This window comes from Paraburkholderia aromaticivorans, from assembly GCF_012689525.1.
Lineage (GTDB): Bacteria > Pseudomonadota > Gammaproteobacteria > Burkholderiales > Burkholderiaceae > Paraburkholderia > Paraburkholderia aromaticivorans_A.
Window position 1 is genome coordinate 3,594,406 of sequence record NZ_CP051516.1, and the last position, 14,980, is coordinate 3,609,385.

The 14,980-nt window shown below is 61.5% G+C and carries 13 protein-coding genes, 3 tRNA genes and 1 pseudogene; 12 read left to right on the forward strand and 5 right to left on the reverse strand.

Features of this window, described 5'->3' with window-relative positions; genetic code table 11:
• The first annotated feature begins 115 nt into the window (after positions 1 to 115).
• The 5 genes from HF916_RS44350 to HF916_RS44370 all read left to right on the forward strand — a co-directional run bounded on the left by HF916_RS44350 (position 116) and on the right by HF916_RS44370 (position 5,376).
• Entirely contained in the window at positions 116 to 397 is a 282-nt protein-coding gene (locus tag HF916_RS44350) for a type II toxin-antitoxin system RelE/ParE family toxin (RefSeq protein WP_168794945.1), read from the forward strand.
• A 16-nt stretch (positions 398 to 413) separates the two neighbouring features.
• Positions 414 to 869: a HigA family addiction module antitoxin gene (locus HF916_RS44355; protein WP_168794946.1), complete on the forward strand. Its 456-nt coding sequence runs from the start codon at positions 414 to 416 to the stop codon at positions 867 to 869.
• A gap of 121 nt (positions 870 to 990) precedes the next feature.
• Positions 991 to 2,007 (forward strand): class 1 fructose-bisphosphatase, encoded by a 1,017-nt coding sequence (locus tag HF916_RS44360; protein ID WP_168794947.1) that lies wholly within the window; start codon positions 991 to 993, stop codon positions 2,005 to 2,007.
• 55 nt (positions 2,008 to 2,062) lie between these two features.
• Positions 2,063 to 2,138, forward strand: a tRNA-Thr gene (locus HF916_RS44365).
• A gap of 550 nt (positions 2,139 to 2,688) precedes the next feature.
• A complete protein-coding gene (locus tag HF916_RS44370; RefSeq protein ID WP_168795855.1) occupies positions 2,689 to 5,376 on the forward strand; it encodes an excinuclease ABC subunit UvrA in 2,688 nt (895 codons plus the stop codon).
• 20 nt (positions 5,377 to 5,396) lie between these two features.
• Here the strand turns inward: HF916_RS44370 and HF916_RS44375 are convergent, their stop codons facing one another.
• Entirely contained in the window at positions 5,397 to 6,308 is a 912-nt protein-coding gene (locus HF916_RS44375; protein ID WP_206001985.1) for a LysR family transcriptional regulator, read from the reverse strand.
• Between the two features lie 128 nt (positions 6,309 to 6,436).
• On the opposite strand from HF916_RS44375, the gene HF916_RS44380 reads away from it, so the two are divergent.
• The 3 genes from HF916_RS44380 (at position 6,437) to HF916_RS44390 (ending at position 9,088) form a co-directional block, all read left to right on the forward strand.
• Positions 6,437 to 7,552 (forward strand): aldo/keto reductase, encoded by a 1,116-nt coding sequence (locus tag HF916_RS44380; protein ID WP_168794948.1) that lies wholly within the window; start codon positions 6,437 to 6,439, stop codon positions 7,550 to 7,552.
• A gap of 515 nt (positions 7,553 to 8,067) precedes the next feature.
• Positions 8,068 to 8,217 (forward strand): hypothetical protein, encoded by a 150-nt coding sequence (locus tag HF916_RS44385; RefSeq protein ID WP_007180815.1) that lies wholly within the window; start codon positions 8,068 to 8,070, stop codon positions 8,215 to 8,217.
• Between the two features lie 274 nt (positions 8,218 to 8,491).
• The gene (locus HF916_RS44390; RefSeq protein WP_168794949.1) at positions 8,492 to 9,088 is read left to right on the forward strand and encodes a chorismate mutase; all 597 of its coding nucleotides are present in this window, start codon (positions 8,492 to 8,494) and stop codon (positions 9,086 to 9,088) included.
• A 131-nt stretch (positions 9,089 to 9,219) separates the two neighbouring features.
• Here HF916_RS44390 and HF916_RS44395 read toward each other — a convergent pair whose 3' ends face one another.
• Positions 9,220 to 10,371, reverse strand: a complete 1,152-nt coding sequence (locus tag HF916_RS44395) for an exonuclease domain-containing protein (protein ID WP_168794950.1) — start codon at positions 10,369 to 10,371, stop codon at positions 9,220 to 9,222.
• 357 nt (positions 10,372 to 10,728) lie between these two features.
• Positions 10,729 to 10,928, reverse strand: a pseudogene (locus tag HF916_RS44400) (cold-shock protein); the annotation flags it as partial.
• Between the two features lie 419 nt (positions 10,929 to 11,347).
• Between HF916_RS44400 and HF916_RS44405 the strand changes: the two are divergent.
• Both HF916_RS44405 and HF916_RS44410 read left to right on the forward strand, forming a co-directional pair.
• Positions 11,348 to 11,596, forward strand: a complete 249-nt coding sequence (locus HF916_RS44405; protein WP_168794951.1) for a hypothetical protein — start codon at positions 11,348 to 11,350, stop codon at positions 11,594 to 11,596.
• 529 nt (positions 11,597 to 12,125) lie between these two features.
• Positions 12,126 to 13,271 carry a porin gene (locus tag HF916_RS44410; protein WP_168794952.1) on the forward strand — a complete coding sequence of 382 codons (1,146 nt, stop codon included), beginning with the start codon at positions 12,126 to 12,128 and terminating at the stop codon, positions 13,269 to 13,271.
• A gap of 114 nt (positions 13,272 to 13,385) precedes the next feature.
• Here the strand turns inward: HF916_RS44410 and greB are convergent, their stop codons facing one another.
• Positions 13,386 to 13,955 carry a transcription elongation factor GreB gene (gene greB / locus HF916_RS44415; RefSeq protein ID WP_168794953.1) on the reverse strand — a complete coding sequence of 190 codons (570 nt, stop codon included), beginning with the start codon at positions 13,953 to 13,955 and terminating at the stop codon, positions 13,386 to 13,388.
• A 120-nt stretch (positions 13,956 to 14,075) separates the two neighbouring features.
• On the opposite strand from greB, the gene HF916_RS44420 reads away from it, so the two are divergent.
• Both HF916_RS44420 and HF916_RS44425 read left to right on the forward strand, forming a co-directional pair.
• A tRNA-Arg gene (locus HF916_RS44420) sits at positions 14,076 to 14,152 on the forward strand.
• Between the two features lie 78 nt (positions 14,153 to 14,230).
• Positions 14,231 to 14,307: transfer RNA gene (locus tag HF916_RS44425), tRNA-Arg, on the forward strand.
• 108 nt (positions 14,308 to 14,415) lie between these two features.
• Here the strand turns inward: HF916_RS44425 and HF916_RS44430 are convergent.
• On the reverse strand, positions 14,416 to 14,904 hold the full coding sequence (locus HF916_RS44430; RefSeq protein WP_168794954.1) for a phage protein NinX family protein: 489 nt from the start codon (positions 14,902 to 14,904) through the stop codon (positions 14,416 to 14,418).
• Positions 14,905 to 14,980: the final 76 nt, after the last annotated feature.

A 14,980-nucleotide genomic window follows, 5' to 3' on the forward strand; every position in this document is an offset into this window, starting at 1 on the left:
CGGCGCGCGGCAACAACGTTAGCCATCTGGACGACTGTTCGACTCGCGTCGGCGGGGTGAAAGTAAACGCATTCACTTAACGGTTTGCGTTTAACGCAATGCGTTATATGATCCCATGATCACGACATTCGGCGACAAAGCTACGGCGAGAATCTTTCAGGGCAAGTTCGTGTACTCATTGCCGCTTCACATGCAGCAGCTCGCGCGTCGCAAGCTGTTCATGATCGACGCCGCAGAGTCCATCCGCAATCTGCACGCGCCACCCGGCAACAGGCTGGAAGCGCTGCAAGGCCAGCGCAGCGGGCAATGGAGTATTCGGATCAATGCGCAGTGGCGCATCTGTTTTCATTTCGTCGACGGGGAGGCGCTGAATGTCGAAATTGTCGACTATCACTGATTATTGGGAGACCGGTATGGTCATCAAACGCTCCGATCTGGGCAGCATCGATTTCTCGGACATCGACACCGGCGACAGCATCCCGGAAATCCATCCGGGCGAAATTCTGCGCAGCGAGTTCCTCGAACCGCTCGGCATGTCCGTCAACGCGCTCGCACTCGCGCTGCGCGTACCGGCGCCGCGCATCAACGACGTGGTGCGTGGCAAGCGCGCCATCTCGGCCGACACGGCGCTGCGGCTCGAACGCTACTTCGGCGCGAGCGCGCAGTTCTGGCTCAACCTGCAAATCGCCTACGACCTGCGCGTCGCCACCGCGGCGGCCGGCGAGCAGATCGAACGGGAAATCGAACCCATGCCGAAGGCCGAACGCCCGAAAATGCCCAAGGTTTCAGCCGAACACGCCCGCGCCGCCGCGCTCGCGGCGAGCGTGAGCGGCAAGCTCACGGCCTCCAAGGGGCGCCGCAAAACCTGAATTTCGCCACGCGTCGGCGTGTCCGGCGGGAGCGCTGTGCAAGGTTCCCGCGCAAAAGCACGGAAGCGACACAACGAACGGTTAAAATCAGAATATTCCTCAAGCCTTCCCGGAGTACAGCATGGCTTTGCAACGTCGTACCACTCTCACGAAGTACCTGATCGAGCAGCAGCGCGAAACCAACAATCTGCCGGCCGATCTGCGCCTTTTGATCGAAGTCGTCGCGCGTGCGTGCAAGGCGATCAGCTACCACGTCAGCAAGGGCGCGCTGGGCGATGCGCTCGGCACAGCGGGCAGCGAGAACGTTCAAGGCGAAGTGCAGAAAAAGCTCGACATCCTGTCGAACGAAATCCTGCTCGAAGCGAACGAATGGGGCGGCAACCTTGCCGGCATGGCGTCCGAGGAAATGGAACAGTTCTTTCCGATCCCGGCGAACTATCCGAAGGGCGAGTATCTGCTCGTGTTCGATCCGCTCGACGGCTCGTCGAATATCGACGTCAATGTGTCGATCGGCACGATCTTCTCCGTGCTGCGCTGCCCGGACGGTCAACAACCCACCGAACAGTCGTTCCTGCAGCCGGGCACGCAGCAGGTCGCCGCGGGCTATGCCGTGTACGGTCCGCAAACCGTGCTGGTGCTGACCACCGGCAACGGCGTGAACTGCTTCACGCTCGACCGGGAACTCGGCTCGTGGGTGCTCACGCAAAGCGACATGCGCATTCCGGTCGAAACGCGTGAATATGCGATCAACGCTTCGAACGAGCGTCACTGGTATCCGCCGGTCGAGCAGTACATTGGCGAATTGAAGGCTGGCACGGACGGTTCGCGCCAAAGCGACTTCAACATGCGCTGGATCGCGTCGATGGTGGCGGATGTGCACCGTATCCTGAATCGCGGCGGCATTTTCATGTACCCGGCCGACAAGCGCACGCCGGACAAGCCAGGCAAGCTGCGCCTGATGTACGAGGCGAACCCGATGGCCTTTATCGTCGAGCAGGCGGGCGGCGCCGCGACCAACGGCGAGAAGCGCATTCTGGACATCCAGCCGAAAAGCCTGCATGAGCGCGTGGCAGTGTTCCTCGGCTCGAAGAACGAGGTGGACCGGGTTACGCGCTACCATCTCGAAACAAAAAAGTGAGTTTGGGGGCTTGCCAAGCTGACAAAAAAGTCCCTATAATCTCGTTTCTCCTGATGCCGGAATAGCTCAGACGGTAGAGCAGCGCATTCGTAATGCGAAGGTCGGGGGTTCGATTCCTCTTTCCGGCACCACAAGATTCAAGTAAAAAGCCCAGTCATTGCGACTGGGCTTTTTGTTTTTCCGCGCGTATTTTGCGCCGAGGCCGCGCAAAGCCGCGGCGCAAGCAAACCGCGCTACCGCTCACCCACGAAAACCCGGCCGATCGAATTGCGCTGTCACGCCGAGGTTGCGTGCCACGACGGAATCTTCCGCGCGTACCGGCTCCGCCTGCTGAAGGCCGTACGCCGCGACCGCCTCTTGCGGCGCCGAAGAAAACCATAAAATCCGGCCGGCACACTCGATTCCGACCTGGCGACCTTTCCAGTACACAGCGTTTTCCATGGCGAACTCTCTTAGGGGCGAAGACTGCCATCTTCCGCGCCGGCTGTGGCGCGTCCGTTTGCCACCGCACTCTGCGCGCGGATAGTCGCTATCAATGATAGGCGGTCATTCCTGGGTTGACCGGGTGCGCGCACCTCGCCTTCACTGGCATTATCTCCACTTCATCGTCGGGCATGTTCCGTGCAGCTTCACATGCGGTCGGCCAATCCACCGGGCCACGCTTATTCGCTACTCATCGATATGGACGTCATCCGCAACCAACCTCGCTCGACACCGCCGCCTTCCGACGCACCCGCCTTCACCGGCTTCGTGCGCGTGCGCGGCGCGCGCGAGCACAATCTGAAAAACGTCGACGTGCAGATTCCGCGTGACGCGCTGGTCGTCTTCACCGGCGTGTCCGGCTCGGGCAAATCGTCGCTGGCATTCGGCACGTTGTACGCCGAAGCTCAGCGGCGCTATTTCGAATCGGTCGCGCCGTATGCCCGACGCCTGATCGAGCAGGTCGGCGTGCCTGAGGTGGACGCCATCGAAGGCCTGCCGCCCGCGGTCGCTTTGCAGCAGCAACGCGGTACGCCGAGCGCGCGCTCGTCGGTCGGCAGCGTGACCACGCTGTCGAGTCTCGTGCGCATGCTCTATTCGCGCACCGGCGACTATCCGCCGAAGCAACCCATGCTGTTCGCCGAGGATTTCTCACCGAACACGGTGCAAGGCGCCTGTCCGACTTGCCATGGACTCGGCCGCGTGTACGAAGTCACCGAAAAATCGATGGTGCCGGACGACTCGCTGACCATTCGCGAGCGCGCAATCGCTGCATGGCCGCCCGCCTGGCACGGACAAAATCTGCGCGACATTCTGGTGACGCTCGGCTACGACGTCGATAAGCCGTGGCGCGATTTGCCGAAGAAAGACCGCGACTGGATTCTCTTCACCGATGAACAGCCGACCGCGCCCGTCTACGCCGGCCTCACGCCGAAGGAAACCCGCGCCGCGCTCAAGCGCAAGGACGAGCCGAGCTATCAGGGCACCTTCAGCGGCGCGCGCCGCTACGTGCTGCACACGTTCGCGAACACCCAAAGCGCGCTGATGAAAAAACGCGTGTCGCAATTCATGATCGGCAGTGTCTGTCCGACCTGTCATGGCAAGCGGCTCAAGAAAGAGGCGCTGTCGGTGAAGTTTGCCGGACTCGATATCGGCGAGTTTGCCCAGTTGCCGCTAGCCAGACTTGCCGAGATGCTCGAACCGATCGCACGTGGCGAATGGCCCGAGCCGGATGTCGCACATTCGGGCAAAGACGCAGGCAAAGGCAGCGTGCTCAGCAAGAGCGCCATGCGCAATGCCGTCGATAAACGGATCGCCGCAGGCGGTTCCGCGCATAAAGCCTCGCCCGACGTGCGGCGCACGCCCAACCTCTCCGAGGAAAAACGCGTCGCCGCGCAACGCATTGCAGCCGAGTTGCTCGAACGCCTGACGACTCTGGTCGATCTGGGTCTGGGCTATCTGGCGCTGGAACGCAGCACGCCCACGCTGTCATCCGGCGAATTGCAGCGCTTGCGACTCGCCACGCAGTTGTCGTCGCAGTTGTTCGGCGTCGTGTATGTGCTCGACGAGCCATCGGCTGGCCTGCATCCCGCGGATGGCGAAGCGCTCTTCAGCGCGTTGCAGAGCCTGAAGGCCGCGGGCAATTCGCTGTTCGTCGTCGAACACGATTTGCAGATGATGCGGCGCGCCGACTGGCTCGTCGATGTCGGTCCCGCAGCGGGCGAAGCCGGTGGCCATGTCGTCTATAGCGGGCCGCCCGCCGGACTCGCGAAGGTCGAAGCGTCGCATACGCGCCGGCATCTGTTCGCGCCGCCCGCGCCCGTCGCACGCACGACGCGCGAACCGGCCGGCTGGCTGCGGCTTGCCGGCATCACGCGCAACAATCTGCATGGGCTGGACGCCGCGTTTCCGCTCGGCTGCCTGACTGCCGTCACGGGCGTGTCGGGCTCGGGCAAGTCGAGCCTCGTGAGCCAGGCGCTGCCGGAACTGGTCGCCAGCCACCTCGGACGCGTCTTCGAAAACCCCGACGACGACGAGCAAGACCCATTGCTCGCCGCCGACACCGCGCCGACCGGCGGCCGCATCGCCGAAGGCATGGACGCGCTGCGGCGGCTCGTGCGCGTCGATCAGAAACCGATCGGCCGCACACCGCGCTCCAACCTCGCCACCTACACGGGCCTCTTCGACCACGTGCGCAAGCTGTTCGCCGACACGCCGCTGGCCCGCAAGCGCCGCTACGGCGCGGGCCGCTTCTCGTTCAACGTCGCACAAGGCCGTTGCCCGACGTGCGAAGGCGAAGGCTTCGTCAGCGTCGAACTGCTGTTTCTGCCGAGCGTCTATGCGCCCTGCTCGACCTGTCACGGCACGCGCTACAACACGCAGACGCTGGAAGTCACATGGCGCGATAAGAACATCGCCGAGGTGCTCGGCCTGACCGTCGACGCCGCCTGCGATTTCTTCGCCGATGAAGCCAGCGTGATGCGCGCGCTGAAAGTGCTGCGCGACATCGGCCTCGGCTATCTGCGGCTCGGTCAGCCGGCCACCGAATTGTCCGGCGGCGAAGCTCAGCGCATCAAGCTCGCCACGGAACTGCAACGCGCGCAACGCGGCGACACGCTGTATATCCTCGACGAACCGACCACCGGCCTGCATCCCGCCGACGTCGACCGGCTAATGGTGCAACTCCAGGGACTCGTGGATGCCGGCAATACCGTCGTCGTGGTCGAGCACGACATGCGGGTGGCCGCGCAAAGCGACTGGGTCGTCGACGTGGGCCCGGGCGCCGGCGACGCCGGCGGCAAGATCGTGGCGAGCGGCACACCGGCCGAGATCGTGCGCGTGAAGGAAAGCCGCACCGCAGAGTATCTGCGGCAGCACCTCGTAGCGTGAAAGCGAAGGAAGCGTGTGCGCTAGCGAGCGCCGCGCTTCTCTTTCAGGAAGTCGATCAGCGCGCGCAGTTTGAGCGGCATCTGCGCGCGGCTCGCCGTGTAGAGATAGAAACCGGGGAAGCTGGGACACCATGCGTCGAGTACGCGCACGAGGCGGCCATCGTCGAGTTGCTCGCGCACGTAGTCCTCGATGACATGCAGCAGGCCGACGCCCTGCTCCGCCGCTTGCACCATCGTGCGCAGGTCGTTGGTGACGAGCGCGCCGCGCGTCTCGACTTCGAACACGCGCGCCGGGTCGTCGGGCGGCGCGAACTCCCATCGATAGATGCCGCCGCTCGATGCAAAGCGGTAGCGAAGGCAATCATGCGCGGCGAGATCGGCCGGTGTCGCGGGCGGCGCATAGCGCTCGAAATAGGCCGGCGAGCCCGCCACCGCAATGCGAATCTCGCCGCTCAACGGCACCGCCACCATGTCCTGCGCGACCCGTTCGCCGAGCCGGATGCCGGCGTCGAAGCCTTCGCCGACGACATCGGCCAGGCCGTCGTCGAGCGTCATGTCGAGACGGATCTGCGGATAGCGGCGCGTGAATTCCGCGAGATACGGCTGCACCAGCAGTTCGCTCGCGACCCGCGGCAAATTGATGCGCAAATTGCCGGCGGGCTGGTCGCGGGTTTCATCGAGTGCTTCGAAGGCGGCCTCGAGTTCGCCCAGCGCTGGCCGCACGCGAGCGAGAAACTGCGCGCCGGCTTCGGTCAGCGCCACGCGCCGCGTGGTCCGGTTGAACAGACGCACATTCAATTGCGTTTCGAGCGAGCGGATGCTCTGCGACAGCGCCGAAGCCGTCACGCCGGTCTCGCCGGCCGCGTGCGTGAAGCTGCCGTGACGCGCCACGCTCACGAACGCCATCAATGCCGGCAATTGCGCAGGATCCATCGCGGCCCCCATTATTAAGTCGGACTTCACAATCCTTGCAGACAAGCGGCATTTTTCCACGAAAAGAATCGGCGCAGGATGGGGCCATCGATTCAATTTTTCCTACGACACCGCTGAAGGAGACTGACATGACGATGAACCGCTATACCCTGCTCGGCCGCTCAGGCTTGCGCGTCAGCCCGATCGCGCTCGGCACGATGACCTTCGGCACGGAATGGGGCTGGGGCGCCGAGGAAAAGTCGGCGCAACGGCTGTTCGATCTGTACGTGGATGCCGGCGGCAATTTCATCGACACCGCCGACCTCTACACGGAAGGCACCAGCGAAAAATGGCTGGGCAAGTGCGTCGCGGCGCGCGGCCTGCGCGAGCGGCTGGTAATCGCGACCAAGTACGGCTACAACGCCGAGTCCGGCAACCCGAACGCGGGCGGCAACCATCGCAAGAATCTGCTGCGCGCGCTCGACGGTTCGCTCAAGCGGCTCGGCACCGACTACGTCGACCTGTACTACCTGCACACGTGGGACCGCGTCACGCCGGTGGACGAAGTGATGCGCGCGATGGACGACGCCGTGCGCGCCGGCAAGATCCGCTATGTCGGTTTGTCGGATACGCCCGCCTGGTTCGCCGGGCGCGCGCAGACGCTCGCCGACTGGCGCGGCTTCGAACCGGTCGCCGCCATGCAGCTCGAGTACTCAATGATCGAACGCAACGCGGAGAATGAATTCGCCGATCTCGCCGCCAATCTCGGCATGGGACTCGTGCCATGGAGCCCGCTCGGCATGGGCGTGCTGTCCGGCAAGTACCGGCCTTCGCAAAGCGGCGCGGCAGGCGGCTTTTCCGGCCACGGACGTCTCGCGAGCATGGCCAGCGCGCCGCCGCCGGGGTTCGACAAACTGACGGAGCGCAACTTCCGCATCGTGGCGGAATTGGAGTCGGTCGCCAATCTCGCCGGCCGGCCGATGACGCAAGTCGCGCTGAACTGGCTGCATCAGAAGCGCGGCGTGTCGAGCATCATTGTCGGCGCGACGCGGCCGGAACAGTTGCAGGAGTCGCTCGGCTCGTTCGACTTCACGCTCGCGCCGGAACTGATTGCGCGACTCGATGCCGTGTCCGAACCGGCCCGCCCATTCCCCTACTACATGTTTGCGGACGGTCATCAGGCGCGGATTCACGGACAAGTCGAAGTGACTGACAAACCCGCCGCATATTCCGCGTCAGTGAAAATCCCTGCACCGACGGCGTAAAAATAGCGTCTGACGAAAGCCCAGCGTTCGCTGCCGAACGTTGGGTTTTCCTATTCAGGCAAAAAATCTTAAAAAGTGTTTTTAGTCGTCAACGAAATTTGAGAATCGTTCGTTTACAAAAGATTAGACGGCCGAATAGCTCGTACTGAACCGAGTGGCAATTAACGAACGTTCGGCCTCTTAAGAAGAAAATCCTGTCGATGCGGCAGTGCACAAAAAATCCGCGACGATTGGTTGATATCGATCAATATGAATGTGGAGTGCGCAGAAACGAGGGCTACGTGCTGAACGGCCCGCAGGATAAGGCCGGGGAGGAAATGGCGTGGAATATCGGACTGGCTGGACCCGGTGATGGCGAAATCGGTGCATTAGCAGTCAACCGATAAATTCTATTCAAACATTCTGCTCCATTGTTGACCTGTGCCGTTAAAGCAACAAACAACATGTCACCCGCATCAGGCGCTGGTGCAAAACGGGGACCGAGGCAGATAATCGGTTTGTAAAGGAGAGAGATCATGGATGCCAAACCACCGAAAGTTCCGACCCCGGATAAAGTCTTTTGCCCGGATCCGGAACCCGCTGGCGTCGAGTTTCTGGGTGCTGAACTGCCGGAGCACGTTCGCGCCTTTTTCGACGAACAACGCAAGTCGTGCGACTCGAAGTAACTGTGCAGTGGCGCAATGCAGCATCGACGTCCGCGCGCCTGGCGCGCGGCAGTTGCGTGCATACGTCTAACCGCTCGTTTTCTACTCGATTCGTGACGCGGGGTCAGTCCGTCTGATTCGGACGACACCGGGCCGTACGGCTCGGTGTCCGCACTTGCTCGCCTCGACAGAGGTATACGTCGGAAGTTTTCCGGTCGCGACGAAGACGCAGGCTCGATGCATCGTCTATTCTTCTGGTTTTTCTTCCGCGGCCGCTCGGCTACTGCCATCTTCCATGAATCGTTCTTACCGCTTCGGCGCGTCATGCATGCTCGCGCTGCTGGCTGCTCTTGCATTCGCGCCCGCGCCCGCCATCGCGGATGGTGACGACACCGCGCTCACCAACCTGATCGCGCTTGCCTCGCAGCGCCTCGCGCTCGCGGAACCCGTGGCGCGCTGGAAATGGGCCAATCACCAGGACATCACCGACACGCCGCGCGAGAACGCCCTCCTCGCTGACGTTGAGAAGCGCGCTGCCGCGGCGAACGTCGACCCGGCCTTCGCCCGTGCTTTCTTTCAGGATCAGATCGATGCCAGCAAGGACGTGCAAAACGCGCTGTTCGCCACGTGGCGCGGCAGTCAGGCGCCGCAAGGACCCGCGCCCGATCTGGCGACCAGTACGAGACCGCAGTTGGACCGGCTGACACAATCGCTCGTGGCCGGCCTTGCGCGCGTTCAGCCGTTGCGCGCGGCACCGGATTGTCCGTCGCGCGTCGCGCAGTCGCTGGCTAACTGGAAGTCGCTGACGCGCTACGACTCGGCTCATTCGAGCGCGTTGACGCGCGCGCTCGGGCACGTGTGCGAAACGGGTGGCGTGAGCGCGACGGGCTAGTTCGGCTGCGATGAAGCGCGCGGTTTGAGGCGGGGCATTGACCGCGGTGATGCGCGCGTGCTTGAACCCGCGCTGAACGGCGGGCTATCGGTTGAAAATGAAGCCGCTAAAAACCGAACTGGCGAACGTCTTCAGGCAAGACTCGCCACCGCCGCTCCACTCGACACGCTCAACGGCATCACGCGCAAACCGCGGGCGAGATGGCTCTGCAAGATGCGATACGTCGACAACTCGAACGATCCCGCCGCGCTCGACGCATGCAACTCCGCCGCCTGCACGAGCGACGCCGCGTGGCCCACGTAACACCAACGGTCGACGACATGGAACGCGCGCGACTGCGACGCCTCCTCACGCTCCTCGAACACGATCGGCCCGTCGAACGGCCAGGGCGCGTCAGCCGGATCGCTCTTCGCGATACGCGGCACCCGGTTATGGCCGGGGCGCAGCGTCGCGATCCACTGCGCCTCCGCGAGCATGGCGCCCAATTCCCCGCCGGTCGCACGCCACTCGACGCGCCGCACCTGCTGCGCGAGCCGGATATCTTTCGACGAGCGCCGCTCGCCGGTCAAATGTGAACGTAGCCGCTGGCGCACGCGCACACTTCGCCCGACATACAGCGGCAAATCCTCTTCCCCATAGAACGCGTAGACGCCGCAACCCGCCGGCGCGGTGTCGAGCAGATCTTCCGTGATGTCGCCCGCAAGCCGGTAACGACGCGTGGTGCGCTCGATCTGCGTACGCAATACGTCGAGCGGCACGAGGCCGTGCAGCCGTTGCCAGAACTGCCAGATCAGATCGGCGTCGGCGAGCGCGCGGTGGCGATCGGACGGCACGAGCGCATGACGCTCGACCAAAGCGTCGAGACCGTGACGCTTTTCCGCCGGGAACAGCGCGCGCGACAGACGCACGGTACACAGCACGTCCGGATCGAACGCCAGCCCCACCCGGCGAAACTCGCCGCGCAGAAATCCGCGATCGAAGCTGGCGTTATGCGCGACGAACAGTTTGCCGTTCAGACGCTCGAAGAGAGCCGGCGCGATCGCGTCGAAGGTCGGCGCGCCCCGCACCATCGCATTCGTGATGCCCGTGAGCTGCTGGATGAATGAGGGAATCGGCTGCTGAGGGTCGACCAGACTGCTCCAGCGCGACACGCCGGCAGGCCCGATTTCGACCACACCCACCTCGGTGATGCGATGCTCGGCGGTCGATCCGCCAGTGGTTTCAAGGTCGACGAAGACGATCGGACCATCCAGGGCCGGTTCCGGCAAAAACTGTTCAGACATGGAAAAGGAGACTTTGGACGCGTGGCTTTGCGGCAAGTATGCACCAGTTGGCGGCCGAGTACCCGGATAGCATCGCATTACGTCAAGTGACTGGGGGCGCAATGTTCCTGTTTCCGCGTGAGCAACAAGCCTCTCGCGAAACCCGAAATCATTTATGTTTTCACGGCGGATACAGAGGAATGACAGCGAAGCCATTTGGGAGATTCTGGCAGGCCGTTCAACTCATTCCGAACCGGATAGTTAAAACGAGGTGCCTCAGCCAAATAACAATTAGGCATAAAAAAAGCCCTCGCGTTTTGCGAAGGCTTTCGTACGCTCTGCCGCCCGGCCATGCGCCGAGCCGCGTTGACTGGCGCACAGCGGCTGAATGTTCGCCGCCTGCTTGCCCTTCGGGCCGGCCTTGACGTCGAACGAAACGCGCTGGTTTTCCTTCAGCGGCTTGAAGCCTTCCGCGCGAATCTCCGAAAAGTGCGCGAACAGATCTTCGCCGCCCGAATCCGACGTGATGAAGCCAAACCCTTAGCATCGTTGAACCATTTGACGATAACAGTTTCCATTTTCCATTTTCCAGTGCCCTCGATGATTTATCAAAATCAGGCATTGCCTTCATGCCGAATATCACACCCACGCCGCGCAATCCGATCCGGCGGGTGAAATTCAGCATTGCCGTTGTACGGAGAGCGAAGAATTGCCGTCAAGCGAATTCTCGATATGCGTTTATCATGCCGCGCGATAAGCCTTCGCTTGTTGGCTTAAAAATCCCAGTGCATATATGCACTCCCATCTGAATAATCAGACCAAGTCAATATTACTCAATTGAGTGTGGGATGTGTGATAGCGGGAAAATTTCCAGCATATTGCCGACAATACGTATCAAAAGATGTTTTCCGTAAGTGTTTGTCCGACTTGCTGCACCGCGTGCATGGCAGGATGATTGAATTCAGTAGTGGTGGTGACGCGCATCAGGGAGATTGCCATGCTGTTCAACCAAATTCGCCGCCTCATTGCCTGGCTGACCCACTCGCACGCAAACACGGCTTCCGAACAATCCGCACCGCTCGCGGACACGCCGTCGATCTTCGAAATCGATCCCATGTGGCACGGCGATCATTGGCAGAACCTGCTGTCGTCCCCGATGGACGCGCGTCGCTACGTCATGGAAGACTGGAGCGTCTCGGTAGCGGACGACTGGAACGAAGGGGACGGCGCAGCGGCCGCCCACTGACCGCATCGTCAATCGGCGAAATACGGGCGAAAAAAAAGCGCGACTGGAAAGTCGCGCCGACAAAGGTTTGGAGATCTTTTTCGTCAACGAAAAAGTCTGCTTCGGAAAGCAGAAATTTCAGTATAGCGGTTCAGCTCCATTTCGATTATTCGCATAAGTAACAATCATCTATTGCGGCAATAACAACAATCTCATTCTGCGTTTTATTACGTTGTTTTTTTGCATCGATTCGTGTCGCGAATCAGCAACGTATCGCCATCTTCGCTTCGCTCCCATCTCTTAAAAATCGCCGGAAGCCTTTATTGATAAGGCTTCAACGGCTTTCATATATCGTTTCTTAACGCGTAATACTTTATTGCGGAAATCGGAATGTCCATTACGCGAAGTGTCTCTCTACACTCTGCCTAACCGGAAACCAGCGCGATTTTGTTCAGCGCGCATCTCACTCGGATTACGCCTCTCGCAGCGCCCGCGTGAAGGTCTCCCTAAGCCTGGGTTCAATGCCCACTCTCGCTCTCGGAGTTACAAGATGAAAAAGACACTCATGGTCGCGGCCCTCACGGGCGTCTGCGCAACCGCCGCGCATGCACAAAGCAGCGTCACGCTGTACGGTTTGATCGACGCCGGCATCACTTATACGAACAACCAGCACGGTCATAGCAACTGGCAGGAAACCAGCGGTTCGGTGAACGGCAGCCGCTGGGGCCTGCGCGGATCGGAAGATCTGGGCGGCGGTCTCAAGGCCATCTTCACGTTGGAAAACGGCTTCGGCATCAATGACGGCACGCTCAAGCAAGGCGGCCGCGAATTCGGCCGTCAAGCGTTCGTGGGTTTGACGAGCGACCAGTTCGGCGCCGTCACCCTCGGCCGTCAATACGACAGCATGGTCGACTATGTCGGCCCGCTGGCGCTGACCGGCACGCAATACGGCGGCACGCAGTTCGCGCATCCGTTCGACAACGACAACCTGAACAACTCGTTCCGCGTCAACAACTCGGTCAAGTACCAGAGCGCCAACTACGGCGGCTTCAAGTTCGGCGCGTTGTATGGCTTCTCCAACCAGGCCGACGGCTTCGCGAACAACCGCGCCTATAGCGCGGGGGCGTCGTACAACTGGGGCGGCCTGAACGTCGCCGCCGCTTACCTGCAACTGAACAGTAACGGCGCGACCGGCGCGGCTGCTGCGTTCAATTCGGGTGGCGCAGTGTCGAGCGACAACACGTTCTTCGCGGGCCGCCAGCAAACGTGGGGCGCGGGCGCCAACTACGCGTTCGGCCCGGCAACGGTCGGCCTCGTGTACTCGCAAACCAACCTGTCGAGCCTGGCCGGTATCGGCGCTGGCGCTTCGGGTCAAAGCGCAGGCATCGCCTTCGGCAATAACAGCGCTCACTTCCAGAACTTCGAAGCGAACGCTCGCTATGCGCTGACGCCGGCGGTCAGCATTGCCGGTTCGTACACGTACACCCGCGCGAGCCTGGCTGGCACGCGTCCGCACTGGAATCAGTTCAACCTGCAAACCGCGTACGCGCTGTCCAAGCGTACCGACGTGTACCTGCAAGGCGAGTATCAACAAGTCAACGAAAACGCTGTTGTCGATGCCGACATCAACGGTCTGGCCGCTTCGGGCAACAACAAGCAAGTCGCTGTGACCGCAGGTCTGCGTCACCGCTTCTAAAGCTGCGGGTAATACCCGTGGTCTCGAAGGCGCCGTTCGCGGCGCCTTTTTTTATGCCTCATTGGCGCCCGAGTTGAACTGCGAGAACGAAACGGAGAGCCCGTCAGCCGTGACTCAACCGCCCGTATCAGGCGGCGGATATTTGACGTCGAGGATCTCGATCGGCTGCGGGCCGGCCGGTGTGTACAACGTGACCGTATCGCCGACTTTCGCCTTGAGCAGCGCACGCGCGATAGGCGAGATCCAACTCACGTGAGCGATGTCCAGATCGACCTCGTCGATGCCGACAATCGTCACGATATGTTCCTCGCCGTCTTCCGTCGCATATTCCACGGCCGCGCCGAAGAAAACCTGGTCGACATTCTCCTGCTTGCTGCTGTCGACAACTTCAGCGATATCGAGGCGTTTGGTCAGAAAATAAATACGCCTATCGATTTCGCGCAACCGGCGCTTGCCATAGATGTAATCGCCATTCTCGGAGCGATCGCCGTTCGAGGCCGCCCACGACACCAGTTTGACCACTTCCGGCCGGTCGACGTCGATCAGATGCAGCAGTTCATCGCGCATGCGCCGGTAGCCGGCGGGCGTGATGTAGTTTTTCGTACCAGCGGGAACGTCCGGCTGGGCGACGTCGAGGTCGTCGTCATTCTCTTCGCTCGACTCTTTGACAAAGGCCTTGTTCATGATGATCCGGTAACTGCAGCAAGCGACTGCCTATCAAGGGTACACGATCACGACTATGAGACAAATCGCAGTTACATGCTTCCCTTTTTCAAAACCTTTGCTATAATCTCGTTTCTGCGTGCGGCTGTAGCTCAGATGGATAGAGTACTTGGCTACGAACCAAGGGGTCGTGGGTTCGAATCCTGCCAGCCGCACCACTTATTCGAGGGCCTTCCTCCGGGGAGGCCCTTACGTTTTACCCAGTTTCAGTGCAGTAAGCATTACCCGTTTAGCGTGCGGCTGTAGCTCAGATGGATAGAGTACTTGGCTACGAACCAAGGGGTCGTGGGTTCGAATCCTGCCAGCCGCACCACCTATAAAGGGCCTTCCGATCGGAAGGCCCTTTGTTTTTTGTCCGTCGAGTTGAGTTTCAGCGGGTCTTGCCCACCCGAAGACCTTGGCGGCAACAAAGCACGCCCCTTTATCGCGGCGGCGACTGAATATCCCCGATCTGCCCGTCCGGGCTCGGCAAGTCCGCGAACGAACTGCCCGCCGTCTGCTCACCGATCGCCTGCGCGTGTTCACCGCTCACCGCCTGCGCCTCGCGCAGCACATCTCCGACGGTATCGCCGAAACGGCTTTCGACGAACGCCCTCAGCAACGCGACCCGCAACGAGTCGCCCCGCCCTTCCACGGTTCGGTGCCCGCCTTCGAATTCCGCGACGCAGTGTGCCGCACCCAGAGCGGTCCGCTCACGCACTTCGAGCCGCTGCGCGCGCTCCAGCACCGCCGCTGCCGCTTCCCACGAGGTGGACGGCGTAAAACGGCCATCCCACGGACGACCGCGGTCATTGCCGCGAATCGAGACGGTTTCGCCGCTATCGGTAAAGTGGATTTCGCGCACGAAGTCGTGCAGGCTGCGGGCGACCCAATAATCGAGCGCCAGTCCGGTGAGGTCAGCTACGTTCACAAGCGTTCTCCCTGAGTTTCAGGTGAGACTCGCGCGTGCCCGGTGCGTTCAGATTCGAATGAAGGAGATTGGACGC